This is a genomic window from Janibacter sp. Soil728 (genome assembly GCF_001428305.1).
In the GTDB taxonomy this organism is placed as follows: domain Bacteria; phylum Actinomycetota; class Actinomycetes; order Actinomycetales; family Dermatophilaceae; genus Janibacter.
Genome location: NZ_LMRZ01000004.1, coordinates 169,190 through 194,410, shown reverse-complemented (window position 1 = coordinate 194,410; position 25,221 = coordinate 169,190). Strand labels below are relative to the sequence as shown.

25 protein-coding genes are annotated in these 25,221 nt (G+C 70.2%); 10 read left to right on the top strand and 15 right to left on the bottom strand.

Features of this window, described 5'->3' with window-relative positions; all coding sequences use genetic code 11:
- Window positions 1-7: 7 nt before the first annotated feature.
- Window positions 8-1,549: an IMP dehydrogenase gene (gene guaB / locus ASG73_RS07740; RefSeq protein WP_055993234.1), complete on the bottom strand. Its 1,542-nt coding sequence runs from the start codon at window positions 1,547-1,549 to the stop codon at window positions 8-10.
- Between the two features lie 180 nt (window positions 1,550-1,729).
- Between guaB and ASG73_RS07735 the strand changes: the two genes are divergently transcribed.
- Together ASG73_RS07735 and ASG73_RS07730 are read left to right on the top strand one after the other, a co-directional pair.
- Window positions 1,730-2,032: a WhiB family transcriptional regulator gene (locus ASG73_RS07735; protein ID WP_055993232.1), complete on the top strand. Its 303-nt coding sequence runs from the start codon at window positions 1,730-1,732 to the stop codon at window positions 2,030-2,032.
- 32 nt (window positions 2,033-2,064) lie between these two features.
- The gene (locus ASG73_RS07730) at window positions 2,065-2,310 is read left to right on the top strand and encodes an RNA-binding S4 domain-containing protein (protein WP_055993230.1); all 246 of its coding nucleotides are present in this window, start codon (window positions 2,065-2,067) and stop codon (window positions 2,308-2,310) included.
- Window positions 2,311-2,359: 49 nt separating this feature from the next.
- Here the strand turns inward: ASG73_RS07730 and ASG73_RS07725 are convergent, their stop codons facing one another.
- Entirely contained in the window at window positions 2,360-3,055 is a 696-nt protein-coding gene (locus ASG73_RS07725; protein WP_055993228.1) for an aspartate/glutamate racemase family protein, read from the bottom strand.
- Between the two features lie 118 nt (window positions 3,056-3,173).
- Between ASG73_RS07725 and serA the strand changes: the two genes are divergently transcribed.
- Complete coding sequence (serA, locus tag ASG73_RS07720; RefSeq protein WP_055993226.1) at window positions 3,174-4,376, top strand: phosphoglycerate dehydrogenase; 1,203 nt, start codon at window positions 3,174-3,176, stop codon at window positions 4,374-4,376.
- Between the two features lie 175 nt (window positions 4,377-4,551).
- On the opposite strand, the gene groL is transcribed toward serA, so the two are convergent.
- Together groL and groES are read right to left on the bottom strand one after the other, a co-directional pair.
- Window positions 4,552-6,159, bottom strand: coding sequence for a chaperonin GroEL (groL, locus tag ASG73_RS07715; RefSeq protein ID WP_055993224.1), 1,608 nt, complete (start codon window positions 6,157-6,159; stop codon window positions 4,552-4,554).
- A 107-nt stretch (window positions 6,160-6,266) separates the two neighbouring features.
- A complete protein-coding gene (groES, locus tag ASG73_RS07710; protein ID WP_055993222.1) occupies window positions 6,267-6,560 on the bottom strand; it encodes a co-chaperone GroES in 294 nt (97 codons plus the stop codon).
- A gap of 181 nt (window positions 6,561-6,741) precedes the next feature.
- Between groES and ASG73_RS07705 the strand changes: the two genes are divergently transcribed.
- On the top strand, window positions 6,742-7,995 hold the full coding sequence (locus ASG73_RS07705) for a THUMP-like domain-containing protein (RefSeq protein ID WP_442905369.1): 1,254 nt from the start codon (window positions 6,742-6,744) through the stop codon (window positions 7,993-7,995).
- Window positions 7,996-8,101: 106 nt separating this feature from the next.
- On the opposite strand, the gene ASG73_RS07700 is transcribed toward ASG73_RS07705, so the two are convergent.
- The gene (locus tag ASG73_RS07700) at window positions 8,102-9,640 is read right to left on the bottom strand and encodes a DUF11 domain-containing protein (protein ID WP_162253969.1); all 1,539 of its coding nucleotides are present in this window, start codon (window positions 9,638-9,640) and stop codon (window positions 8,102-8,104) included.
- A gap of 137 nt (window positions 9,641-9,777) precedes the next feature.
- Between ASG73_RS07700 and ASG73_RS07690 the strand changes: the two genes are divergently transcribed.
- Window positions 9,778-11,070: a glycoside hydrolase family 3 N-terminal domain-containing protein gene (locus tag ASG73_RS07690; RefSeq protein WP_235499391.1), complete on the top strand. Its 1,293-nt coding sequence runs from the start codon at window positions 9,778-9,780 to the stop codon at window positions 11,068-11,070.
- Between the two features lie 20 nt (window positions 11,071-11,090).
- Here ASG73_RS07690 and tsaD read toward each other — a convergent pair whose 3' ends face one another.
- From tsaD to alr, 6 genes are read right to left on the bottom strand one after another with little or no spacing between them, the layout of a single operon-like run.
- Complete coding sequence (gene tsaD, locus ASG73_RS07685) at window positions 11,091-12,170, bottom strand: tRNA (adenosine(37)-N6)-threonylcarbamoyltransferase complex transferase subunit TsaD (protein WP_055993215.1); 1,080 nt, start codon at window positions 12,168-12,170, stop codon at window positions 11,091-11,093.
- The gene (locus ASG73_RS07680; protein ID WP_235499390.1) at window positions 12,167-12,646 is read right to left on the bottom strand and encodes a GNAT family N-acetyltransferase; all 480 of its coding nucleotides are present in this window, start codon (window positions 12,644-12,646) and stop codon (window positions 12,167-12,169) included. The genes tsaD and ASG73_RS07680 overlap by 4 nt, the downstream gene beginning before the upstream one ends.
- Window positions 12,643-13,401 carry a tRNA (adenosine(37)-N6)-threonylcarbamoyltransferase complex dimerization subunit type 1 TsaB gene (gene tsaB / locus ASG73_RS07675; protein ID WP_082567086.1) on the bottom strand — a complete coding sequence of 253 codons (759 nt, stop codon included), beginning with the start codon at window positions 13,399-13,401 and terminating at the stop codon, window positions 12,643-12,645. Before tsaB ends, ASG73_RS07680 begins: the two co-directional genes overlap by 4 nt.
- On the bottom strand, window positions 13,398-13,880 hold the full coding sequence (tsaE, locus tag ASG73_RS07670; protein WP_055993213.1) for a tRNA (adenosine(37)-N6)-threonylcarbamoyltransferase complex ATPase subunit type 1 TsaE: 483 nt from the start codon (window positions 13,878-13,880) through the stop codon (window positions 13,398-13,400). Before tsaE ends, tsaB begins: the two co-directional genes overlap by 4 nt.
- A complete protein-coding gene (locus ASG73_RS07665; protein WP_055993211.1) occupies window positions 13,877-15,022 on the bottom strand; it encodes an alpha/beta fold hydrolase in 1,146 nt (381 codons plus the stop codon). The genes tsaE and ASG73_RS07665 overlap by 4 nt, the downstream gene beginning before the upstream one ends.
- Window positions 15,022-16,230, bottom strand: coding sequence for an alanine racemase (gene alr / locus ASG73_RS07660; protein WP_082567085.1), 1,209 nt, complete (start codon window positions 16,228-16,230; stop codon window positions 15,022-15,024). Before alr ends, ASG73_RS07665 begins: the two co-directional genes overlap by 1 nt.
- Window positions 16,231-16,278: 48 nt before the next feature.
- Between alr and mgrA the strand changes: the two genes are divergently transcribed.
- Genes mgrA through ASG73_RS07640 form a run of 4 tightly spaced genes read left to right on the top strand, consistent with a single transcriptional unit; the run spans window position 16,279 to window position 19,135 of the window.
- The gene (gene mgrA / locus ASG73_RS07655; RefSeq protein ID WP_055993209.1) at window positions 16,279-17,322 is read left to right on the top strand and encodes an L-glyceraldehyde 3-phosphate reductase; all 1,044 of its coding nucleotides are present in this window, start codon (window positions 16,279-16,281) and stop codon (window positions 17,320-17,322) included.
- 58 nt (window positions 17,323-17,380) lie between these two features.
- On the top strand, window positions 17,381-18,010 hold the full coding sequence (locus ASG73_RS07650; protein ID WP_156466197.1) for a hypothetical protein: 630 nt from the start codon (window positions 17,381-17,383) through the stop codon (window positions 18,008-18,010).
- A complete protein-coding gene (locus ASG73_RS07645; RefSeq protein ID WP_055993205.1) occupies window positions 18,007-18,552 on the top strand; it encodes an OmpA family protein in 546 nt (181 codons plus the stop codon). Before ASG73_RS07650 ends, ASG73_RS07645 begins: the two co-directional genes overlap by 4 nt.
- Before the next feature lie 25 nt (window positions 18,553-18,577).
- Window positions 18,578-19,135, top strand: a complete 558-nt coding sequence (locus tag ASG73_RS07640; RefSeq protein WP_055993203.1) for a glycine cleavage system protein R — start codon at window positions 18,578-18,580, stop codon at window positions 19,133-19,135.
- A 58-nt stretch (window positions 19,136-19,193) separates the two neighbouring features.
- Here ASG73_RS07640 and ASG73_RS07635 read toward each other — a convergent pair whose 3' ends face one another.
- From ASG73_RS07635 to glmS, 3 genes are all read right to left on the bottom strand, one after another.
- The gene (locus ASG73_RS07635; RefSeq protein WP_055993201.1) at window positions 19,194-20,669 is read right to left on the bottom strand and encodes a bifunctional ADP-dependent NAD(P)H-hydrate dehydratase/NAD(P)H-hydrate epimerase; all 1,476 of its coding nucleotides are present in this window, start codon (window positions 20,667-20,669) and stop codon (window positions 19,194-19,196) included.
- Window positions 20,670-20,824: 155 nt separating this feature from the next.
- Window positions 20,825-21,178, bottom strand: a complete 354-nt coding sequence (locus tag ASG73_RS07630) for a holo-ACP synthase (protein WP_055993199.1) — start codon at window positions 21,176-21,178, stop codon at window positions 20,825-20,827.
- Between the two features lie 4 nt (window positions 21,179-21,182).
- Window positions 21,183-23,042, bottom strand: a complete 1,860-nt coding sequence (gene glmS, locus ASG73_RS07625) for a glutamine--fructose-6-phosphate transaminase (isomerizing) (protein WP_055993197.1) — start codon at window positions 23,040-23,042, stop codon at window positions 21,183-21,185.
- A gap of 58 nt (window positions 23,043-23,100) precedes the next feature.
- On the opposite strand from glmS, the gene coaA reads away from it, so the two are divergent.
- The gene (gene coaA, locus ASG73_RS07620; RefSeq protein ID WP_055993195.1) at window positions 23,101-24,057 is read left to right on the top strand and encodes a type I pantothenate kinase; all 957 of its coding nucleotides are present in this window, start codon (window positions 23,101-23,103) and stop codon (window positions 24,055-24,057) included.
- 219 nt (window positions 24,058-24,276) lie between these two features.
- Here coaA and ASG73_RS07615 read toward each other — a convergent pair whose 3' ends face one another.
- The gene (locus ASG73_RS07615) at window positions 24,277-25,083 is read right to left on the bottom strand and encodes a hypothetical protein (protein ID WP_055993193.1); all 807 of its coding nucleotides are present in this window, start codon (window positions 25,081-25,083) and stop codon (window positions 24,277-24,279) included.
- Window positions 25,084-25,221 lie beyond the last annotated feature (138 nt).

Sequence of the window (25,221 nt, the reverse complement as noted above, 5' to 3'; positions counted from 1 at the left end):
GCTCCCGTCAGCCCAAGCTGTAGTTGGGCGCCTCGACGATGCCCTGGATGTCGTGCGGGTGGCTCTCCTTGAGGGAGGCGGAGGTGATCCGCACGAACTTGCCCTTGGTCTGCAGCTCCGGGATGGTGCCGGCGCCGACATAGAACATCGACTGCCGCAGCCCGCCAACCATCTGGTGGGCGACCTGCGCGAGCGTGCCGCGGTAGGAGACCCTCCCCTCGATGCCCTCGGGCACGAGCTGGTCGTCGCTGGTGACCTCGGCCTGGAAGTAGCGGTCCTTGGAGAAGGACTTCTTGCCGCGGCTGCTCATCGCGCCGAGGCTGCCCATGCCGCGGTAGGCCTTGAACTGCTTGCCGTTGACGAAGATCAGCTCTCCGGGGCTCTCCTCGCAGCCGGCCAGCATCGAGCCGACCATGACCGTCTCGGCGCCGGCGACGATCGCCTTGGCGATGTCACCGGACTGCTGCAGGCCCCCGTCGGCAATGACCGGGACTCCGGCCGGACGCGCGGCGAGCGAGGCGTCGTAGACGGCCGTGACCTGCGGGGCTCCGACCCCGGTGACGATGCGGGTGGTGCAGATCGAGCCCGGCCCGACGCCCACCTTGATCGCGTCGACACCCACGTCGATGAAGGCCTGGGCTCCCTCGCGGGTGGCGACATTGCCGCCGATGACCTGGACGTGCTTGGTGGCCGGGTCCTTCTTCAGCCGCTCGCACATCTCGAGCAGGAGCTTGACGTGACCGTGGGCGGTGTCGGCGACGAGGACGTCGACACCGGCGTCGATGAGCGTCGTCGCGCGCTCCCAGGCGTCGCCGAAGTAACCGATCGCGGCACCGACGAGCAGCCGGCCCTGGCCGTCCTTGCTCGCGTTGGGGAACTGCTCGCTCTTGACGAAGTCCTTGACGGTGATGAGCCCGGCGAGGCGACCGTGGTCGTCGACGATCGGCAGTCGCTCGCGCTTGTGCTGGCGCAGCAGGAGGGTCGCGTCCTCGTTGGCGATGCCCACAGGGGCCGTGATGAGCGGCATGTTGGTCATGACATCGCGCACCAGGGCGGTCGACCACTCGGCGACCGGGGTGAAGCGCAGGTCGCGGTTGGTGATGATGCCGATGAGCACGTTGTCGCCATCAACGACCGGCAGGCCGGAGACGCGGTACTCGCCGCAGATCTGGTCGAGCTCGTCGAGGGTCGCATCGGGGCCGATGACGACCGGGTTGGTGATCATGCCGGTCTGCGTCCGCTTCACGAGGTCGACCTGGTAGGCCTGGTCCTCGATCGAGAGGTTGCGGTGCAGGACGCCGATGCCACCTTGGCGTGCCATCGCGATCGCCATGCGCGACTCGGTGACGGTGTCCATCGCCGCCGAGATGAGCGGTGTCTTGAGGCTGATCTCACGCGTCAGGCGGCTCGTGGTGTCGAGATCGCCGGGCGCCAGCTCGCTGTAGCCAGGCAGGAGGAGCACGTCGTCATAGGTCAGTCCGACCTTGGCGAAGGGGTTTGGGCCCACGGCCCCGGTGTCGTCACGGTCCGTCGGGTTGCCGAAATCCATTTCCCTATCGTAGGCCACCGTCCGAGCGCGTCCGGACCTGACCATCTCCTGACCAAACCGTCCATTTTGGGGACCAATCCATACCTTCTGGACGACCCCTGTTGGCCTCGATCTCCTTAGGTTGGCCAACAGAAGCGGGGACAAGGCGCCCGCCGAAAGATTGATGCACGGAGGAAGATCATGGGACACGTCGACAGCGCGCCCGGACCGGTGGCGGACCTGTGGGAATGGCAGTTCGAGGGCGCTTGCCGCGAGACGGGCAGCGAGTCCTTCTACCACCCCGACGGTGAGCGCGGCGCAGCCCGCCGGCTGCGCGATGCCGCGGCCAAGGAGATCTGCACCGCCTGCCCCGTCGTGACTGCTTGCCGCAGCCACGCCCTGGCCATCCGCGAGCCCTTCGGCGTCTGGGGCGGCCTCACCGAGGACGAGCGCCAGATCCTGCTGGCCGAACGCGACATCGCCAGCGCCGGCCTCGCTGGCTGAGCCCGACCCCCTTCGCGCCCTAGGCTGGTCGGGTGACATCTCCCGAACCGGTCCACATCCGTGACGAGTCCATCCGCCTCGGCCAGCTGCTCAAGCTCGCCGGGCTGGTGGAGGACGGCGTCATGGCCCGCGAGGTCATCGCCGACGGACAGGTGAGCGTCGACGGCGCTCCCGAGACCCGCCGCGGCGCACAGATCCGCGCCGGCAGCGTGGTCGAGCTCGCCGGCCAGCAGATCGAGGTCTTCACCGGAGAGGCCGAGATCGACGTCCCCTGGTGACCGCCCCGAGTCTGCATTGCCCTATGGCAATGCAGACCAACGGTCGGCCTCAGCCCTCGGTGAGCATCCAGTCGAGGGCTCGGTCGACGTGGATCGCCGTCGTGTCGTGCAGCGGCACCGGGCAGTCGTCCTCGTCGATGAGCAGACTCAGCTCGGTCCCGGCCAGGACCACGCACTCCGCCCCACGAGCAGACATGCCCTGCATGACCGTGCGCAGCTCGCGCCGCGATGTGTCCTTGATGACTCCGTGGACGAGCTCCTCGTAGATGATCCGGTCGACCTCGGCCCGCTCGCTCTCCTCCGGGAGGATCACCTCGATCCCCCGCTGCTCGAAGGGACCGGTGTAGAACTTCCCCGCCATCGTGGTGGCCGTGGCGACGAGCCCGACCTTGCGCTGGTGCGAGGCCTCGACCCGGCTCGCGGTCGCCTTGGCGATGTGGAGGAAGGGGATGCCGACGGCCTGCTCGACCCGGTCGGCCACGGCGTGCATCGTGTTGGCCGCCAGGAGGAAGCCCTCGGCTCCCCCGGCCTCCAGCCCGCGGGCAGCATCGATGAGGACCTCGGCCATCGCATCCCAGTCGCCGGCGTTCTCCGCGTCGTCGATCGGCTGGAAGTCGACGCTGTGGATCAGCACCCGGGCGCTGTGCAACCCGCCGAGGCGAGCGTCGACCCCTTCGTTGAGCCGGCGGTAGTACTCCGCCGTCGCAGACCAGCCCATACCGCCGAGAACACCTAGAAGACGCATGGCCACACCCTAGTCAGCGGCCTTCCACCCGTGGGGTTTCGGTTCCGCACAACGGATCTCGGTTTCGGATGGCGGGCGCGTGCGAGGTCACATCGGGGGCAGGCATACCCTGCAGAGCGTGAAGGTCCTGCTGCTCGAAAACATCCATGAAGCTGCCCGTGAGGCACTGACCGACGCCGGTTTCGACGTCGAGACCCGCTCCGGCGCGCTCGACGAGGCCGAGCTGATCACTGCTCTGGAGGGGGTCGACATGGTCGGCATCCGCTCCAAGACGCACGTGACGCGCGCGGTGCTCGAGGCCCGCCCGGAGCTGAAGGCCATCGGTGCCTTCTGCATCGGGACCAACCAGATCGACCTCGATGCCGCGGCGCAGGCGGGCACGGTCGTCTTCAACGCTCCCTTCTCCAACACGCGCAGTGTCGTCGAGCTGGCGCTCGGCGAGATCATCTCGCTGGCCCGCCACCTGACCGACAAGAGCACCGCGCTGCACGCCGGCGTCTGGGACAAGTCGGCCAAGGGCGCCCACGAGGTCCGCGGCCGCACGCTCGGCATCATCGGCTACGGCAACATCGGCGCCCAGCTGTCGGTCGTCGCCGAGGCCTTCGGCATGCACGTCTCCTTCTTCGACCTCGAGGACAAGCTCCCTCTGGGCAACGCCAAGAAGGTCAACACCCTCGACGAGCTGCTCGAGACGTGCGAGACGATCACGCTGCACGTCGACGGCCGGGCGGGCAACGCTGGCAACTTCGGTGCCGAGCAGTTCGCCAAGATGCGTCCCCGCAGTCTCTTCCTCAATCTCTCCCGCGGCTTCGTCGTGGACCTCGAGGCCCTGCGCGACAACCTGGTCTCCGGCAACATCGCCGGTGCAGCCATCGACGTCTTCCCGAGCGAGCCCAAGAAGGCGGGCGACCCCTTCGAGAACTGCCTGCAGGGCATCCCCAATGTCATCCTCACCCCCCACATCGGCGGCTCGACCGAGGAGGCGCAGCTCGACATCGGGCGCTACGTCTCCGGCAAGCTGCGCGACTGGGCCACGAGCGGCGCCACCACGATGTCGGTCAACGTCCCGGCCGTCGCCGCTCCCGTCGCGCAGGGCGGCACGCGCATCCTGCACCTGCACAAGAACGTCCCCGGCGTCCTAGCTCGGGTCAACACGATCCTGTCCGAGGGCGATGTCAACATCGACAGCCAGCAGCTGAGCACCCGCGGCGAGTACGGCTACGCCGTCACCGACCTGGCGAGCAGCCTGCCGGCCGACACCGAGCAGCGCCTGCGCGACCTCGAGGAGACCGTCGAGGTCCGGGTCATCGTCACGGACTGACCCTCCCCCTTCGCGAGAAGATGTGGTGGCGACCGGACATCCGGTCGCCACCACATCTTTTTGTGTGGGCGGGGTGTGCACCTGCATTCCCCTATGGCAATGCAGGCTCAAGGCATGACGAAGGGGGGTCACCCGCCAGTTGGCGGGTGACCCCCCTTCGGGTCAGCTCAGGAGATCAGTGGGAGTGACCGTTGCCGGCAGCCGCGGGCTCCTCTTCCTTCTTCTCCACGACGAGGGCGTCGGTGGTCAGGACCATCGACGCGATCGACGCGGCATTGATGAGCGCCGAGCGGGTGACCTTGACCGGGTCGATGACGCCCTGGCCGATGAGGTCGCCGTACTCGCCCGTCGCGGCGTTCAGGCCCTGACCGGGGGTCAGCTCCTGGACCTTGGCGACGGCGACGTAGCCCTCGAGGCCGGCGTTCTCGGCGATCCAGCGCAGGGGCTCGACGGCGGCGGTGCGCACGATGTTGGCGCCCACCTTCTCGTCACCCTCGAGCTCGAGGGTGTCGAGGACGGAGACGGCGTGAGCCAGCGAGGAGCCACCGCCAGCGACGATGCCCTCCTCGATCGCAGCTCGCGTCGCGGAGATCGCGTCCTCGATGCGGTGCTTCTTCTCCTTGAGCTCGACCTCGGTGTGGGCACCGACCTGGATGACACAGACGCCACCGGCGAGCTTGGCGAGGCGCTCCTGGAGCTTCTCGCGGTCCCAGTCGGAGTCGGTGCGCTCGATCTCGGCCTTGATCTGGTTGACCCGACCGGTGACCTCGCCACCGTCGCCCTGGCCGTCGATGATCGTCGTGTTGTCCTTGGTGACGACGACGCGACGGGCCTGGCCGAGGTCCTCGAGGGAGACCTGGTCGAGCTTGAGCCCGACCTCCTCGGCGATGACCTGGCCACCGGTGAGGATGGCCATGTCCTGCAGCATCGCCTTGCGGCGGTCGCCGAAGCCGGGAGCCTTGACGGCCGCGACGTTGAAGATGCCCTTGAGCTTGTTGACCACGAGCGTCGAGAGAGCCTCGCCGTCGATGTCCTCGGCGATGATCAGCAGCGGCTTGCCGGACTGCACGACCTTCTCCAGCACCGGGAGGATGTCCTGGATCGTGGAGATCTTGCCCTGGTTGATCAGGACGTAGGCGTCCTCGAGGACACCCTCCATGCGCTCCGGGTCGGTGACGAAGTAGGGGCTGATGTAGCCCTTGTCGAACTGCATGCCCTCGGTGAAGTCGAGCGAGGTCTCGGCCGTCGAGGACTCCTCGACGGTGATGACGCCGTCCTTGCCGACCTTGTCGAAGGCCTCGGCGATGGTGGCGCCGATGCCCTGGTCCTGGGCGGAGAGGGAGGCGACCTGGGCGATCTCGTCCTTGCCGTCGACCTCACGGGCGATCTCGAGCAGGCGACCGGCGACGGCCTCGACGGCCTTGTCGATGCCGCGCTTGAGGCCGGACGGGGCGGCACCCGCGGCAACATTGCGCAGGCCCTCCTTGACCATGGCCTGGGCGAGGACGGTCGCGGTGGTCGTGCCGTCACCGGCGACGTCGTTGGTCTTGGTCGCGACCTCCTTGGCGAGCTGCGCACCGAGGTTCTCGTACGGGTCCTCGAGCTCGATCTCGCGAGCGATGGTCACGCCATCGTTGGTGATGGTCGGCGCGCCCCATGCCTTGTCGATGACGACATTGCGGCCCTTGGGGCCGAGCGTCACCTTGACGGCATTGGCGAGCTGGTCGACGCCACGCTGGAGGGCGTCACGGGCGGAGTCGTTGAACTCCAGTTCCTTGGCCATGTCTGTCCTTTGGTTCTACGAAGGGGGAATGAGCGACGCCCCGGAGGGACCCGGGAGGGCCCGCACCCGGGGCGTCAGCTGCGTACTGCTGTGTGCGTCAGATCGCTTCAGGAAACGATCGCGAGGACGTCGCGCGCGGAGAGGATCAGGTACTCCGTGCCGCCGTGCTTGATCTCGGTGCCGCCGTACTTGGAGTAGACGACGCGGTCACCGACCGTGATGTCCATGGGGACGCGCTCGCCGGCGTCGTTGAAGCGACCGGGGCCGATCGCAACGACCTCGCCCTCCTGCGGCTTCTCCTTGGCGGTGTCCGGGATGACGAGACCTGACGCAGTGGTCTGCTCGGCCTCGACGGACTGGACCACGATGCGGTCCTCGAGCGGCTTGATGGAAACCGACACGCTGACTCCTTTGTGTGAGGGTCGTGAAGTTGAGTTCTTGGGGTGTGCGTGACCGGTCGCCGTCGCGGGGGTCGACCTGCCGTGCATCTGGCACTCGCCAGTGGTGAGTGCCAGTGCCAAATCTAGGCCTCGATCTGGCACTCGGTCAACCCGAGTGCCAATCCACGTCCCGTGCGTGACAATGGACGACGTGGACCTGACGACCGTGCGCTGGCTGGCTACCCCTGACGGGCATGCCGCCATGCACGATCTGCCCGAGTACAAGGAGGCCGACGCCGTCACCCAGGCCACCCGGTTGCGGGGCACGGGCCTCTCCCCCGAGCAGGTCTCCGCACTCCTCACCCAGAAGCGCCTGCAAGGTCGCGCGCGGGACAAGTTCGGCGAGTTCGCCGACGGCATGCTCTTCACCCCCGACGGGCTCGAGCAGGCCAGCCGGCTCGAGGTCGCCGCCACCCACGCCGGTCGATATGCCGCAGCCAGCCTCGCGACGGTCCACGACCTCGGGTGCGGCATCGGCTCCGACGCCATGGCAATGAGCGCCCTCGGTGTCACGGTGCACGGCGTCGACGCAGACCCCCTCACCGCGGCCATCGCCGACGTCAACCTGCGGCCGTGGCCCGACAGCCGGGCGCGCACGGGGGTGGCCGAGGACTTCGACGCGCCGATGGACCCCCTGCACTCGCGAGCCGGCGTGTGGCTCGACCCGGCACGCCGCACCCCGGGCGTCACCGACCGGTCCGGTCGCACCCGCCGCGTCTTCCGTCTCGACGAGATCTCACCGTCATGGGACTTCGTCCTCTCCGTCGCCCGAGACGTCCCGGCGACAGGCGCCAAGCTGAGCCCCTCCCTGCCTCACGACATCCCACCCCTGGGCACCGAGGCGCAATGGACCTCGTGGCAGGGCACGGTCCTGGAGTGCGCCGTCTGGTGGGGACCGCTCGTCAAGGAGGCTGGCCGCAGCGCCCGCGTGCTGCGCAAGGGCGCGCCTCCCGTCGAGGTCGACCAACGCACCTGTGAGGACGACCCCGCCGCGGCAGGATCGCCCGACGACATCGGGCGCTGGCTCTACGAGGCCGACCGCGCAGTCAACCGCGCCGGGCTCATCGGCACGGTCACGGGCGCCGTCTCGGGCATGGAGCTCGAGGCCGGGCTCGGCTACGTCACGAGCGACCAGGCGCTCGACCTGGGCCACGCGCGGCGCTTCGAGGTCCTCGAGGCGATGCCCTTTTCGGTCAAGGGCCTGCGCGGCTGGCTGCGCCAGCGCAACATCACCGGACTCACCGTCAAGAAGCGCGGCATCCGCCTCGACGAGGACCAGCTGCGCAAGCAGCTGAAGATCGGGCGGGATGCCGGCACCGGCGAGAGCGCGACGATCGTGCTGACCCGCGTCGCCGGCGCCCAGACCGTGCTCGCGGTCCGCCCCGCGGATGCCTGACCTCTCAGAGGTGCCCTCCCGCTCCTGCGCTGCCCCCGCGCACGACGAGGCCCGCAGGAGCTGATGCTCCTGCGGGCCTCGTCGGTCAGTCGGCGTGAACCGTCACTCAGTGGCGGCGGCTCGGACGCACTGCGGTCCAGCGCAGGGCGAGGAGCAGCGCCAGGCCACCCGCGCCCCCGAAGAGCCACAGTCCGGCGTCACCGAGCCCGGAGTGCACGGGCCCGCCGTCCGTCTGCACCTTGTCAGGCGTCTGCGGGCCCTCGGGCGTCACGACCGCAGAGGGCTGCGTCGTCGTGGTCGTCGGCGCAGTCGCAGTCGGCGTGGGCTCCGTCGTGGTCGACGTGGGCTCAGCCGTCGTGGTCGTCGTGCTCGAGGGCGACGTCGACGTGCTCGAGGTGCTCGTCGTGGACGTCGTGGACGTCGTGGACGTCGTGGACGTCGAGGTGGCCGCGGTGACGGTCACCGGAGCGGTGTCCTCGGCCGTGACCACGGTGGCGCCGGGCCCCTCGGCGCCAGCCGAGTTGGTGTAGGTACCCGGGACATCGGAGACCGTGGCCCGGAAGTTCAAGGTCGCGGTGCCCGGACCGTCGTCGCCAGCGGCCGGGACCTCGAAGTCACCCGCCCAGGTCAGGTCGGAGGTACCCGTCGGGTCGGTGGCAGTCAGGCCGCTGGTCGAGCCCGGCACGTAGGCGAAGCCCTCGGGCAGGGAGTCGGTCACGGACGTGATCTCCTGTGCCGTGGCGCCGTCGTTGGTCAACGTGATCGCGTAGGTCACCTCGGAGCCGGCCGTGGCCTGCGCGCGGTCGACGGTCTTGGTGACCGTCAGCGGGGTGGTGCCCACCGGCGAGAAGAAGGTCAGGCTCGACAGGGTGACGGTCGCGCCCTGGGTGAGCTCACGCGCCCAGGAGATCGCGATGCCGTTGTCGACCTGCTCGTCACAGCGGCAGGTGTTGGGCAGCATGTTGCCCGAGCCGATCAAGGCCCAGACATCCTTGTAGTGGCCCTCGACGTGAGCGGCGCCACTGGTCAGCGGTCGAAAGCCCTCGACGCGCTCGGGGTTGTCCGAGTCCGGCTGCGCCTTGCACACCGGCGCGCTGCCGTCGAGCACCTGGCCGAAGCCCTGGTCGCTGTCCTGCAAGAAGCAGTCACCACCGCGGTAGACCACCGCATTGCCGCTGCTCGCCCCACCCGTGACGCTGATGTCGGTGCGGTAGGCGGTCGCGCCGTTGACATAGGAGTCGACCTGGGTGAGCGTCGCGCCCGTGTCGCCGAGCCCCACCTTGGTGGTGATGGCGAAGGGGTCGGAGCTGGTCCCTGTCCCGGTCATCGGGCTCTGCGAGATCGCCGTGAAGGGGACGTAGTTGTCCACGGACGTCGCCTCGCTGCCCGCAGGCAGCTCCGCGGGTCCGTAGAGGTTGCCGCCGAAGGCGACGAAGGTGCCACAGGCGACGTCGTCGAACCACTCGCCGTTGACGTCGCCCTGATGGCGCACATCGCAGTTGAGCTGAGGCGAGATGTTGATCGAGGTGAGTGGCCCACCCGATTCGATCTCGGCCGCGGACGCCGCCGGCGCGATCGCGAAACCCGTGAAGATGGCCAGCACGGTGGCGATGAACCACCGGAAAATCACAGCGTGTGTACGCACAACGCCCTCCCAGACGACAGACAGATCACTCCAAGGTAGCGCAGAAGTGACAAAAGTGGTTGATGGGATCCTTGTGACTGGTGTGACTGATGGGTCTCGACCCGCGATGACGTCCGGTCCCCCGGTAGCCTGCGCACATGCCGACCCGCCCCCGCCACCTGCCCCGCGCCGCTGCCGGCCTGGCCGTCCTCGCCCTCGTCGGGTGCGGCTCCGACACTGGCGGCGGGTCGACCACCTCGACCTCGACCCCGGCGTCGTCCACGAGCCCGTCCGCGTCCTCCTCGGCCTCCTCCTCGTCGTCGTCCACGGCGTCATCATCGAGCAGCCCCCGCACCTCATCGAGCAGCTCCACCTCGGCCTCGACCACCGCGGCCGGCCCGAAGGCCAGCTCGTGCGTGAGCGGGGTGCGCGATGCCATGACCTCGACCCAGCAGGCCGGGCAGCTGCTCATGGCCGCCATGCAGCCCGGCTCCCCCACCGGGCTGGACTCCGCGATCAGTCAGCAGGCCCTGGGTTCGATGCTCTACCTCGGCGGGTGGCAAGGATCCTCCACCGTCGCAGCAGCGAGCAGCCACCTGCAGGAGGTCTCCCCGACCGTCAACGGCACCAAGGTCGGCATGCTCGTCTCCGCGGACCAGGAGGGCGGTGAGGTCCAGCAGCTCACCGGTTCGGGTTTCACCTCGCTGCCTTCCGGCCTCGAGCAGGCCCAGGACCCGCAGCTGCGCACCTCCGCCAAGGCGTGGGGCAGCGAGCTCAAGCAGGCCGGCGTCAACGTCAACCTCGCGCCCGTCGCGGACACGGTGCCCGCCGCGATCGGACGGGCCAACCAGCCGATCGGCAAGTGGGGCCGCCAGTACGGTTCGACGCCCGCGGCAGCGGGCAAGGGCGCGCTCGCCTTCGCGCAGGGCATGCAGGACGCCGGCGTCGAGCCGACGGTCAAGCACTTCCCCGGCATCGGCCGGATCACCGGCAACACCGACCTGACGGCGACCGGCATCAGCGACACGGTGGCGACGACCAACGACCCCCACCTCGCTCCCTTCGCCCAGAACATCAAGGGCGGGACCCGGATCGTCATGGTCGGGTCGGCTCACTACCCGAAGATCGACGGCGAGACGCCGGCCCTGTTCTCGAAGAAGATCGTCACCGGCATGCTGCGCGACGACATGGGCTTCGACGGGGTCGCCATCACCGACGACGTCGGCGCAGCCAAGGCCGTCTCCGCGACGCCGGTGGGTCAGCGCGCCACGAAGTTCATCGCCGCCGGCGGCGACATCGTGCTCACCGCCGACCCCGCCCAGGTCAGCACCATGGTCAGCGCCATCCAGACCAAGGCGAAGGGGGATCCCGCCTTCGCCAAGCAGGTCACCGCATCGGTCACCCGGGTGCTCACCCTGAAGGAGGACATGGGCCTGCTGCGCTGCGGCTGACCCCTGCCCTTCGAGCCGGGCTAGTGCGCGTGGTCGTGGTCGACATGCACCGGCAGCCCGGTCTGCACGTCGGTGACGGGCAGCGAGCTGTCCGCCGGCAGCGAGAGGTCGCTGGCCGGTCGCCCCTTGATCATCATCTGGGCGCCGAGGCTGGCGACCATCGCGCCGTTGTCGGTGCAGAGCCCGGGTCGCGGGATACGCAGCAGGATCCCCGCGTCGTCGCAACGCTGCTGGGTCATCGCCCGCAGCCGCGTGTTGGCGGCGACCCCACCGCCCACCTGCAGTGCGGCGACGTCGTACTCGGTGCAGGCGAGCACGGCCTTGCGGGTGAGGACGTCGACGACCGCCTCCTGGAAGGACGCGGCGACGTCGGCTACGGGCACCTCGCGTCCGGCGGCCTGCTCGGACTGGACCCAACGGGTGACCGCGGTCTTGAGCCCGGAGAAGGAGAAGTCGAAGCGGTGGCGCTCCATGTCCTTGCGGCTGGAGAGCCCGCGAGGGAAGTCGATGGTGATCTGCCCGTCGCTCGCCACCCGGTCGATGTGCGGCCCTCCGGGGAAGGGCAGGCCGAGGACGCGCGCGACCTTGTCGAAGGCCTCACCCGCGGCATCGTCGATCGTCGCCCCGAGGCTGCGGATGTCGTGGGTGACGTCGGGGACGAGGAGGAGCGAGGAGTGCCCGCCGCTGACGAGCATCGCCATCGTCGGCTCCGGCAGCGGGCCGTGCTCGACGATGTCGACGGCGACGTGGCTGGCCAGGTGGTTGACGCCGTAGAGCGGCTTGCCGAGGGCCACGGCCAGCGCCTTGGCGGAGGCGACTCCGACCATCAAGGCACCGGCCAGGCCAGGACCTGAGGTGACCGAGATCCCGTCGAGGTCGGACAGCGCGACCCCCGCCTCGCGGCAGGCGCGCTCGATCGTCGGGACCATCGCCTCGAGGTGGGCCCGCGAGGCGACCTCGGGCACGACGCCGCCGAAGCGGGCGTGCTCGTCGACGCTCGAGGCGATCGCGTCGAAGAGCAGCTCGGTGCCGTGCACGATGCCGACGCCGGTCTCGTCGCAGGAGGTCTCGATGCCCAGGACCAGTGGGGCGTCCGTCATGCCGCGTCCTTCGTCGTCAGGTCGAGGGCGAGGACGAGCGCGTCGACCCCACCCGGGTAGTAGCCGCGTCGGGTCTGCAGCAACGTGAAACCGCGCGCCTCGTACAGCCCGCGCGCGGCCGTGTTGTCTTGGCGCACCTCGAGCAGCAGGCGCTGCGCCCCGGCGGACCGCGCGCGGATGACCAGCTCGTCGAGCAGCTGCCGGCCCAGGCCGGCGCGGCGGGCGCGGGGCAGGGTCGCGATCGTCATGACATCGCTGACGTCACCGGCATGGTCGAGCCCGGCGTACCCAGCGATTCCGGCGGCGTCCTCGGCGAGGAGGTACTCCCGGCGCGGTCGCCCGGCCAGCTCGCCCCACCAGGACTGCACGGACCACGCCTCGCTGCCGAAGAGATCGCTCTCGTGGCCGGCCAGCTCGGCGAGGTCCTGCCAGCGCACCTCACGCAGCGCGAAGGGAGCGCACGTCACCGGGGTCACTGGGTGGCCTCCCCGCCCCGCGCTTCGCGCTCGGCCGCGCGGCGCAGGTCGCGCTGCTGCTGGCGGGGCGAGGGCCTCAGCGAGGACTTGGGCTCGGGTGCGGCCGCCACCGCATCGGGTCGACGCAGGTATAGGGGTTCGATCGGCATCTTCCGGCCGGCCGTGATGCCTGCAGCCGCGACGCCGGCGAGGACACCTGCGTCGACGTCGAGGAGATCCACGCCTCCCGGGGCGAGCGCGTGGGGCAGCAGCTCGGGGTAGAGCCCGGCGCCGCGGCCGGCGGTCGGCAGGGTGCGCACCCCGTCGGGCAGGTCGGCCGGCTTGGTCACCGTGGGCTCGTCGAGCGCGCTCGACTGCCCTGCGGCGCAGCGGTACCGGGCCCAGTAGACCTCCTTGCGGCGGGCGTCCGTGGCGACGAGCAGGTCACCCTCGTGGCCCTGCTGCGCGGCTGCAGCGGCCAGCGCATCGAGCGAGCAGACGCCGTGGACGCTGATGCCGCGGGCGTGGGCGAAGGTCTGCGCCGTGACCAGGCCCACGCGCAGACCGGTGAAGGGACCCGGCCCGGTCCCGACCGCGACATGGGTGACCTCGTCCGCGGTGGTGCTCGCGGCAGCGAGCGTCTCCAGGATCAGGGGGGCGAGCAGCTCGGTGTGCCGCCGGGCGTCGATCGTGGATCGGGCAGCGAGCACCGCCTCACCGTCGTGCACGGCGACCGTGATCGCCGAGGTCGCGGTGTCCATCGCGAGGATCCTCATGCTGCTCCCCCTTCGTCCCGCAGTGCTGACTCGATGTCGGTGCCTGCCCAGCGGGGGCCGATCCCGCGCACGTCGAGGCGACGTTGCTCCGTGGCGGGGTCGGCGACGAGGGTCATCTCGAGCCGGTCGTCGGCAAGCCCTTCGGCGAGCCCCTCGCCCCACTCGACCACGGTCACCGCGGCCTCAAGGTCGGCGTCGAGGTCGAGGTCGTCCAGCTCGGCCGTGCCCCCGAGCCGGTAGGCGTCGACGTGGACGAGCTCCGGTCCCCCGACGAGCGATGGGTGCACCCGCGAGATGACGAAGGTCGGCGAGGTGACCGCACCTCGCACACCCAGGCCTTCGCCCAGGCCGCGGGTCAGGGTCGTCTTGCCGGCTCCGAGCCCCCCGGTGAGCACCACGAGGTCACCGGCTCGCAGCAACCCGGCCAGCCGTCGGCCCAGTGCCACGGTGTCCTCGGCGTCGGTCAGGAGCACGCTCACGCAGAGCGCCCCCGCACGGCCGCCTTGGCCCGCTCCGCGTCCTTCTCCGCGTCGACCCCGCGGGGTCGCTCGAGCAGTGCGAGGACCGCGTCCGTCACCGGGCCGGGGCGCTCCATCTGGAGCAGGTGCCCGACCCCGGGGACGACGATGAACTCGGCCGCGGGGAGCGCCTCGGCGAGGCGCTCGCTGTGCTCTGGCGGGGTGAGGACGTCCTTGGACCCGGCCACGATGAGCATGGGCGTCTCGACGAGCCCCGGCAGGCTCTCGCGCACGTCGAGCTCGTCGAGCTCGGGCAGGAAGGCGCCGATGGCGTCCAGCCGGGTGCCGAAGACCATGGTGGCGACGGCGCGGAGCATCTCCTTGGGCATGTCGGTGCCGAAGGCGTACTTCTGCACGAAGTGGTTCTCGACGCCCCGTCCGAGGGCCCGCAGGCCACCCCAGACGCCCTCGCGCTGGCCGAGCCCGTCGAGGAACCCGGGGCCCACCTTGGCGATGATCCGGTCGAAGGTCACGCCCAGGCCGAGCTGCACGAGGCTGTCGCCGCCCGCGCTCGTCGCGATGAGGGCGGCGCCCGTCACCCGGTCGCGCGTCAGCTCGGGGTAGCGCCCGGCGAAGCTCATGATCGTCATGCCGCCCATCGAGTGCCCGACGAGCACGAGGTCGCCCTCGGGCGTCGTCGCATCGATGACCGCCCGCAGGTCCTTGCCGAGCTGGTCGATGGTGCAGCGGGCCAGGTCCCCGGCCTCGGAGACGCCGTGGTTGCGCTGGTCATAGCTGACGACCCGGTACCCGGCGTCGACGAGCGCGCGGCGCTGGTGCACCCACGAGCTGAGGTTGAGCACGAAGCCGTGGACCAGGACGACCGTCGGCCCGACCTTCGCAGCCCAGCCGTCCGGCTCGTCGATCTCGGCGTGCAGGACGACTCCGTCGTTGGCGGGGACCGCCACCACCTTGTCCGCGACGAAGGGGAAGACGTGCACCTTGTCGCGGCCGGTGACGGCGTAGGCACGCGAGCGTCGGACGGCGGTCCTACCCGCCAGCCCCGCACCGGCGATGGCGACCCCGCCCACGGCTGCGGCCGCCAGACCGAGACCGGTGGCGGCAGCACGGCCGACTCCCTTGCCCTTGTTCTGCTCGTCCATCAGGACCCTTCCAGGTAGCGGCGCGGGACGCGTGGGCCCAGCCGGGTGACGATCTCGTAGTTGATGGTGTCGATGGCTGCGGCCCAGTCCTGTGCCGTCGGCTCACCCCGTGACTCACGGCCGATCAGGACGACCTCGTCACCCGCCTGCGCCGGACTGTCGGCCCCGAGGTCGAGGACCATCTGGTCCATGCAGACCCGACCGGCGACGGTGTAGCGCTTGCCGTGGACCTGCATCGGGCCGACACCGGTCGCGTGGCGCGGGATGCCGTCGGCATAACCGAGGGGGACGAGACCCAGGCGGGTGTCCCCCTTCGTCGTGTAGAGGTGCCCGTAGGAGATGCCCTGCCCCGCCGGGCAGTCCTTGACCGCGATGAGACGGGCGGTGACCCGCATGGCCTCGCGCAGTCCGAAGTGGGTCGGCCCACCGATGTCGGGCACGGGGCTCAGCCCGTAGATCGAGACTCCGGGGCGCACCATGTCGAAGTGGGCGGACGGGTTGGTCAGGGTCGCCGCAGAGTTGGAGATGTGCCGGATGCGCGGCCGCAGGCCGGCCCGCCCGGCGTCCGCCACCATCGCGAGGAAGGTCTCCTGCTGGGCGCGGACCGTCGGGTGGTCCGGGGAGTCCGCGTAGGCGAAGTGGGAGAAGATCCCCTCGACGTCGATGACGCCTTCGGCCTCGAGCCCGGCGGCGTCCACGAGCATGCCCGCGAGGTCCCCGTGCCAGGCCCCACCGCGACCGAGACCGGTGTCGACCTTGAGGTGGATGCGCGCGGTCGTGCCGGTGGCTCGGGCGGCCGCGGCGATCTCGGCGAGCGCCCAAGGGGCACCGGCGGAGAGGGTGAGGTCGGCGCGTATCGCAGCGGCGAGGTCGGCGCCCGGCGCGAAGATCCAGGTGAGGATCGGCGCGGTCACGCCGGCCGCGCGTGCGGCGAGCGCCTCCCCGAGCTGGGCGACACCGAGATGGGTTGCTCCGCCGGCGAGGGCGGCTCCTGCGACAGGAACGAGACCGTGGCCGTAGGCGTCACCCTTGATGACGGCCATGACCGCTGCGTCGCCAGCACGGCGGGAGAGCTCGGCGACGTTGTCGCGGATGGCACCGAGGTCGATGTCGGCCCACGCGGAGAGACCGACCGTCGACGCACCCTCCGGGAGGACGGAGACGTTCGCGACGGACGGGAGGGCAGATGGCGGGTTCGAGATGTCCATGGTCAAGACACCGAGTCTAGGACGGCACGGGCAGGCAGACTGGCAGGCATGACCTACCGCACCGACGACTACCTGGCCGACCGGACCCGATACGACGCCACGGACTATCGCCGGTGCGGCCGCTCGGGCCTCCTCCTGCCGCCGATCTCGCTCGGCCTGTGGCACAACTTCGGTGACGCCGAGCCCCTCGAGACGCAGCGGGCCGTGCTGCGCCGCGCCTTCGACCGTGGTGTGACGCACTTCGACCTGGCCAACAACTACGGCCCGCCCTACGGCGCCGCCGAGCGCAACTTCGGGACGATCTTCGGCCAGGACTTCCGTCCGTACCGTGACGAGCTGATCCTCTCGACCAAGGCCGGCTGGGACATGTGGCCCGGCCCGTACGGCCAGGGCGGTGGCTCGCGCAAGTACCTGCTCGCCTCGCTCGACCAGTCGCTGGAGCGGATGGGCGTGGACTACGTCGACATCTTCTACAGCCACCGCTTCGACCCCGACACCCCGCTCGAGGAGACGATGGGCGCGCTCGACGCCGCCGTCCGCTCCGGCAAGGCGCTCTACGTCGGCATCTCCTCGTACGGCCCCGAGCGCACGCGTGAGGCCCACGCGATCCTGCGCGAGCTCGGCACTCCCCTGCTCATCCACCAGCCCTCGTACTCGATGATCAACCGCTGGATCGAGGACGAGCTGCTCGACACCGTCGACGAGCTGGGCGTCGGTGCGATCGCCTTCACCCCTCTCGCCCAGGGGTTGCTGACCAACAAGTACCTGGGCGGCATCCCACAGGACTCGCGGGCGGCCCGGGAGGGCACCGGCATCGCCGACCAGCTCACCGAGGACAACCTGACGCGCATCCGGGCTCTCGACGGCATTGCCCAGGAGCGTGGCCAGACGCTCGCGCAGATGGCGCTCGCGTGGATCCTGCGCGACTCGCGGGTCACCTCGGTGCTCGTCGGCGCCCGCACCGTCGAGCAGCTCGACAACAGCCTCGACGCCCTCGGGTCCACGGAGTTCACCGACGCCGAGCTGGCCCGCATCGACGAGCACGCCATCGACGGTGGGGTCAACTGGTGGGCGGAGTCCGCGCAGGCCTAGGTCGCCAGCCGTTACTCTGCCAACACCAACGAGGAGGACAACCGTAGAGATGCGCAACGTGACCCGGATCGTGGCGACCGCAGTGACCGCAGTGACCGCCGCCAGCATGCTCACCGCCTGCAGTGGTGGGCCCGAAGGAGGAGGCGGCAGCGGGTCGCCCTCGTCCAGCTCCCCGTCGGCAGCGTCCTCCCCGGCGGCAGCGTCGTCGACCGACGCCGCCGACAGCGCGAGCGACCTCGACCAGGCGGCTGCGGATGCCGGGGTGGACCCGGCCGACCCGCCCAAGCCCATCGCCTCGTCGCCCCTGCCCGGGAAGACCATGCAGAACGAGCCGGTCGACCTCACCCTCGACCTCTACTCCCTCGAGCGCCAGGACGACCTGCTGATCCTGACCATGGGCATCACCCCGGACAAGAGCGCCACGAGCAAGCCCCGGACCTTCTACGGGTGGACCGGGCGCAAGTGGCTCCCCCAGCTCGTCGACACCAAGAACCTCAAGGTGCACGACATCGTCCGCGCCGACGCCGACCAGGTCGTGACGTCGACGGGAGCCGCGACGGCGCTCTTCGCCCCAGGGCAGACGCTCTACCTCTACGCGGTGTTCGCCGCCCCACCCCAGGACGTCACGACCATGACGCTCAAGCCCACCGACGGGGCCGCGGCGATGACCGGGGTGAAGATCCAGTGAGGCGCGTCGGCGCGGCCTGCGTGGCCGGGCTGGTCCTCCCCTTCGTCCTCGTCGTCGGGGCCAGCGCCGATGGCGTCGACGACCTGCCCGCGATCAGCGAGCGGGAGCTGGCTGAGAGCGTGCGGGCCCTCGACCTGGGTGTCAGCGACATCACGCCGTCCATCAGCGACGTCGAGCGCACGGAGGGCGCGACCGCGGGGACGGTCGTGCTCGACAGCGACATCCTCTTCGGCTTCGACCAGCGCACGCTGAGCCGAGCGGCCGCGGACAAGGTCGAGGACATCCTCCAGGACGCGCCCGACGGCGCGCAGGTGAGCGTCACGGGGTACACCGACGACATCGGCACCGACGCCTACAACACCACGTTGTCCAGCGACCGGGCCGCCGCGGTGGGCACGGTGATCACCGCGGCCCGGCCCGAGCTGACGGTCACCACCAAGGGCCGTGGCTCTGCCGACCCGGTCGAGCCCAACCGCAAGGGCGGCGAGGACAACCCCGAGGGCCGCGCCCAGAACCGCCGCGTCGAGATCTCCTACGACTGACCCTCCGGAGGGCTAGCCTCGACGCATGAGAACCGTCGTCGTCAGCCTCATCGCAGAGGACCGTCCCGGGTTCGTCGCCGAGCTCGCCCGGACCGTGGCCGAGCAGGGCGGCAACTGGTTGGAGAGCCAGATGGGACGACTGGGCGGCACCTTCGCCGGCGCCGTCCTGGTCGACATCGAGGACGACCGGATCGACGACCTGTCGGCCGCGGTGCGTGACCTGCCTGACGTCGACGTCGTCGAGGTGACGGCCGCGACCACCGCAACAACCGCGGACGAGGACCTGGACGAGGTCAGGCTGCAGGTCATCGGCCAGGACCAGCCGGGCATCGTGCGTGACGTGACCGCTGCGCTCGCGCAGCACGGACTGGGCATCCACGACCTCTGCACCACGATCAGCGATGCCCCCATGAGCGGCGAGCGGCTCTTCGAGGCCATCGCGGTCGTCGGGGTGGCCCACGACGTGGATCTGGCTGCCCTGCGCACGACGCTCGACGAGGTCTCCACCCAGCTGAGCCTCGACGTGCAGATCGATGACGGGGACGAGGCCACGGCCTGGGGCGAGGTCCCCGAAGCTCCCTGACCCGAGGCCTGCCGCAACCCCCGAGGTGCGCATCTCCTTGAGGCCGTGCGGGCTGGCGTCAGTCGGTGTCGCGCAGCAGTGCCGCGACGGTGCGCCCGAGAGCGTGGGCGAGGTCCAGTGCCCTGACCGGGCCCCCCGGGTTGGCCAGGTCCGCCGCCCGACCGTGGACGAGCGCAGCCATCGACCCCGCGGTCGCCGGGTCGAGGCCACCGGCGAGCAGCGCGCCCGCCAGACCGGCGAGCACGTCGCCCGATCCGGCCGTCGCCAGCCAGGTCGGCGCGTCGTCCTGGACGTGGACCGGCCCGTCGGACCCGACCACGAGCGTCGTGGCCCCCTTGAGCAGCACCGTCGCCCCGGTGAGCTCGGCGAGCATCCTCGCGTGCTCCAGGGGCGCACCCTCGACCTCTTCACGGGTCAGCTCGGTCGTACGGCCGCGGAGCCGGGTGAGCAGACGTGCGCACTCCCCCGCGTGCGGTGTCAGCAGGGTCGGCGCGCTGCGAGATCCCTCGAGGAGGTCGAGCCCACCGGCGTCGACGAGGACCGGCAGGTCCGAGTCGAGGGCCGCCCGGGCGGCGGAGAGCTGGGCGTCGGCTCCCTTCGTCGTGGACGTGATGTCGAGGCCGGGACCGATGACCCAGGCCTGGACCCGCCCTTCGCCGTGCACCGCCTCGGGGACGGCCGCGCGGACCAGACCGGTCGGGGTCGGCGTCCCGATGTAGCGCACCATGCCCACGCCGGCCGTCACCGCCGCGGTGGTCGTGAGGATCGCTGCACCGCTGTACTCCTCGCCACCCGCGATGATGCCCAGGACGCCCCGGGAGTACTTGTCGTCGTCCGTGGTCGGGACCGGCCACCGCGACGCGATGTCGTCGGGCGTCAGGCGCAGCACGGCGGGTGTCGCCTCGGACAGGTCGAGACCGATGTCGATGACGGTGAGCAGGCCGCATGCCGTCTCGGTGGGCGGCAGCAGGTGCACGGGCTTGGGCGCACCGAAGGTGACGGTCTCGTCCGCGAAGACCGCGTCGGCGAGCGCCTCACCTCCATCGACCGGCTGCCCGCTCGGGGTGTCCACGGAGATCACCCAGGTCCGGTCCCTGATCGCGTCCACCCATGGCCGGGCGAAGGGGGGCAGTCCCGGCCTCCCGCCGATGCCCGTGATGCCGTCGAGGACCACCTCCGCCCGGTGGATGGCGGTGATGGCCTCGCGGCTGTCGCCGTCGAGCACGACGACGCCTCGGCCGCGGGCCAGCTCGGCAGCCTGCGTCTGCACCTCGGAGGCACTGGGGTCGACGCACACGGCGGTCGAGACGAAGCCCCGCTTGGCCAGCCTGGCGATGGCGAAGAGGGTGTCGGCGCCGTTGTTGCCCGGCCCGACCAGCGCGGTCACGGTGCGGGCTCCGCGCTCGCGCATGCGGGCGGCCGCCACGCGGGCGACGCCTCGGGCCGCGCGCTGCATGAGCTCGCCACTCTCGAGGAGCTCGGGCAGAGCCGCCTCGGCCTGACGGATGGTCTCCACGGAGTAGCCGGTGATCATGCTCGCGACGCTACCCCTCCCCCTTCGTCAGGCAACGCGCCCGACCCCGAACACACAAACTGCGGCTGGCTACACCTGCGATGGTCGGCCACAGCTCGTGCTGTGGCCGACCATCGATCCTGTGGCCAGCCACAGTGTGTGCACGGAAGGGAAGGTCAGGCGGACTCGGCGACGACGAAGGCGGTCGCGATGCCCCCGTCATGGCTGAGCGAGATGTGCATCCGGGCCACGCCCATCGACTCTGCCCGAGCCGCGACGGTCCCGGAGATGACCAGGACCGGCTCGCCGTGCTCGCCGTTGGTCACCTCGACGCCCTGCCACGGCAGATCACCGGGGGTGCACAGCGCCTTGCCCACGGCCTCCTTCGCCGCGAAGCGCGCCGCGAGCGAACGCAGCGGCAGGCCGCGCTCACTCTCGGTGAAGACACGACCGAGCAGGGCCGGGGTGCGCTCGAGCCGCTCCCCCAGCCGAGCGATGTCGACGATGTCGACGCCGACCCCGACGATCACCGGATCACTCGACGGTGACGGACTTGGCGAGGTTGCGCGGCTGGTCGACGTCCAGGCCCTTGGCCGTCGACAGGTGCAGGGCGAAGACCTGCAACGGCACGACGGTCAGGAGCGGCTGCAGCAGCGGCGACGTGTGCGGCACCCGGATGACCTCGTCGGCGAAGGGGGTGACCTCCTCGTCGCCTTCCTGCGCGATGACGAGGGTTCGGGCACCGCGAGCGCGGATCTCCTGGATGTTGGAGACGACCTTCTTGTGCAGGTCGTTGGGGGTGTCGGGCCCGGGCACGACGACGAAGACCGGCTGGCCGGGCTCGATGAGCGCGATCGGGCCGTGCTTGAGCTCGCCGGCGGCGAAGCCCTCGGCGTGGATGTAGGCGAGCTCCTTGAGCTTCAGCGCACCCTCCATCGCGATGGGGTAGCCGACGTGGCGGCCCAGGAAGAGGACCGCGCGGGTGTCGGCCATGAAGCGGGCGATCTCCTTGACCCGGTCCATCTCGCCGAGCAGGGACTCGATCTTGGCCGGCACCTCGTGCAGCTCGGCCATGACGGCCTTGGCGTCGTCGGCGTAGGTCTCGCCCCGCAGCTGCGCGAGGTAGAGGCCCAGCACGTAGCAGGCGGTGATCTGCGCGACGAAGGCCTTGGTGGAGGCGACGGCAATCTCCGGACCGGCGTGCGTGTAGAGCACGGCGTCGGACTCGCGGGGGATGGTCGCACCGTGGGTGTTGCAGACCGAGACCGTCAGCGCCCCGAGGGAACGGGCATGCCGTACGGCCATCGCCGTGTCAGCGGTCTCACCGGACTGGCTGACCGAGACGACCAGGGTGCGGTCGGAGACGATCGGGTCGCAGTAGCGGAACTCGTGCGCGAGGGCGACCTCGACGGGGATGCGGGTCCAGTGCTCGATGGCGTACTTGGCGACCATGCCGGCGTAGGCAGCGGTACCGCACGCCACGATGGTGATCCGGTCGATGTCCTTGAGCTGGTCCTCGTCGATGCGCAGCTCGTCCAGGACGAGTCGGCCGTCGGCGTCCGTGCGGCCCAGGAGGGTGTCGCCGACCGCGTGCGGCTGGTCGTTGATCTCCTTCTCCATGAAGGTGTCGTAGCCACCCTTCTCTGCGGCCGCGGCGTCCCAGGTGACCTCGTAGGGCGTGCCCTCGGCGGGCGTGCCGTCGAAGTTCATCACCGTGTGGGTCGTCGGGGTGATCGTGACGATCTGGTCCTGACCGAGCTCGACGGCCTTCTTGGTGTAGCCGATGAAGGCAGCGACGTCGGATCCGAGGAAGTTCTCGCCGTCACCCAGGCCGACGACCAACGGGCTGTTGCGGCGGGCGGCCACGACGGTGTCCGGCTGGTCGGCGTGCACCGCGAGGAGGGTGAAGGCACCCTCGAGGCGGTTGACGACCGCGCGCATCGCCTCGGCGAGGTCACCGGTCTCCGCGAAGGCCGCGGACAGCAGCTGGGCAGCCACCTCGGTGTCGGTCTCGGAGGTGAAGCCGACGCCCTGCGCGAGCAGCTCCTGCTTGAGCTGGTGGAAGTTCTCGACGATGCCGTTGTGGACCACGGCGAGCTTGCCGTCGGACCCACCGCGGTGCGGGTGCGCGTTCTGGTCGGTCGGGCCACCGTGCGTGGCCCAGCGGGTGTGCCCGATGCCGGTCGCGGCCGAGGGGACCTGCTCTCCCTCGAGGGCCGCCCGGAGGTTCTCCAGCTTGCCCGCTCGCTTCTCGGTGAAGACCTCGTCACCGGTGACGAGCGCGATGCCCGCGGAGTCATATCCGCGGTACTCAAGGCGCGCGAGGCCTTCCATGACAACGTCCAAGGGACGGGCACCCGTGTCGGGCCCGACGTATCCAACGATTCCGCACATGAGCGACAGGCTATCCGCCGGGGCACCCTCTGTTGAAAAGGTGGGACACAATGGGCGCGTGTCCACCGCCGCCACGACGAGTCTCCCGTCCCCCTTCGTCGAGCTGGATCGACAGGCGTGGGCGCACCTGAGGGAAAATCATCCCCTCAACCTCGACGAGAGCGACCTGGTCAGGTTGCGTGGTCTGAGCGACCCGATCGACCTCGAGGAGGTGCAGGAGGTCTACCTCCCGTTGTCGCGGCTGCTGACCTTCTACGTCTCAGGTACGACGCGGCTGCACCGCATCACCTCGACCTTCCTCGGCGAGCGCCCGCCCAAGGCCCCCTTCGTCATCGGTGTCGCCGGGTCGGTGGCGGTCGGCAAGTCGACCACCGCCCGGATCCTGCGCGAGCTCATGCAGCGCTGGCCCGACACCCCCAAGGTCGACCTCGTCACCACTGACGGGTTCCTCCTGCCCAATGCCGAGCTCGAGCGGCGAGGGCTGTTGCAGCGCAAGGGATTCCCGGAGTCCTATGACCGACGCGCGCTGCTGCGCTTCATGTCAGCGGTCAAGGCCGGCCAGCCCGAGGTGACCGCCCCGGTCTACTCCCACCTGACCTACGACATCGTCCCTGACGAGCGGATCGTCGTGCGTCAGCCCGATGTGCTCATCGTCGAGGGGCTCAATGTCCTGCAGCCTCCCGGCACACGCAGCGATGGCCGCACCGGGCTCGCAGTCAGCGACTTCTTCGACTTCTCCGTCTACGTCGACGCCAACCTCCAGGACATCCGCCGCTGGTACGTCGACCGTTTCCTGCGTCTGCGCAAGACGGCCTTCGCCGACCCGCAGTCCTACTTCCACCGCTACGCCGGCCTCACCGACGAGCAGGCCGAGGCCCGCGCGCTGCACATCTTCGAGACGATCAACGAGCCCAACCTGCTCGACAACGTCCTGCCGACACGTGGTCGCGCCACGCTCGTGCTGACGAAGGGCGCCGACCACCAGGTCCGCCGCATCCGCCTGCGCAAGCTCTGACCGACGATCGTCGTCTGGCGCGGCGACGTTGCCGCGGGCGACCTTGCCGCGGGCGGTCGAAGGGCAACAACGGCACCCGCCGAAGTCCCTTCGTCCGTCGAATCACTCACGTGGTCGTGACGGACCTCGGCCTGATGTGTGCCGTCACTACCCTTCGATCGCCCTCACACCGGGGCCCATCCGCCCACGCGGAACATGGGGACCAAGGAGCGGTGAGGCTCAGTACCAGTGCGGGTTGTTGCCGTCCCAGAAGGCCTTGGCGCCGCACGGGGTGCCGTAGGAGGTCTTGATGTAGTCCATGCCCCACTGCATCTGGGTGACCGGGTTGGTCTTCCAGTCGGCACCGGCCGTGGCCATCTTGCTCGCGGGGAGGGACTGCGGGATGCCGTAGGCGCCGGAGGAGCTGTTGGTCGCATCCCAGCGCCAGTCGCTCTCGCCGATCCACAGGCTCATGAGGCAGGACCACTCGCCCTCGCCCCAGCCGTACTCGCCCAGCAGCTGCTTGCCGTAGGGGGCGGGGTCGGCCTGGATCTGCTTGATCTCGGCGTCGGTGAACTCGCGCTCCGAGATCGGCTTGGCCTTCTCTGCAGCGCGCTTCTGCTTGGCGGCGGCCTTCTTCTTCGCTGCGGCTGCCTTCGCGGCAGCTGCCTTCTTGGCGGCCGCCTTCTTCTGGCGCTCGGCGACGGCGAGGCGGTCCTGCTCACGCGAGGCGCTGCGCGAGACATTGCTCTCCCGGCGGTCCTGCGCCAGGCGGGCGGTGTCGGCCTGGTTGCCGTCGGCGACGGCAGCCTCGGTTGCCGGCGTCGGGAGGCTCATGGCGGCGACTCCGCTGGAGTCGGACGGCTCACCGATGGCGACACTCGCACCCACGGAGCCGAGCATGGCCACGGCGAGGGCTCCACCGACGATGGGCCGACGGACGGCAGCGCGCACTGCCGCGCGCTTGCTGGTGGTGGCCTTGCTCGTGCTGGACGCCTCTGCGGACGCAGCGGTGCCGTGTCTGGGCGTGTAGTTCGACGAGCGCACGACACCAGCTCCTTCCGTGAGACAGCCACTCACGAGGAGTGGCTGTCGGTGTGCCGGACGCGATCAGGGGGAACGTCCGGCCGTTATCTGTTCGAGACCTTAACGGACACCTCCACTCGCGCGCAAAAAGGCTGTGGA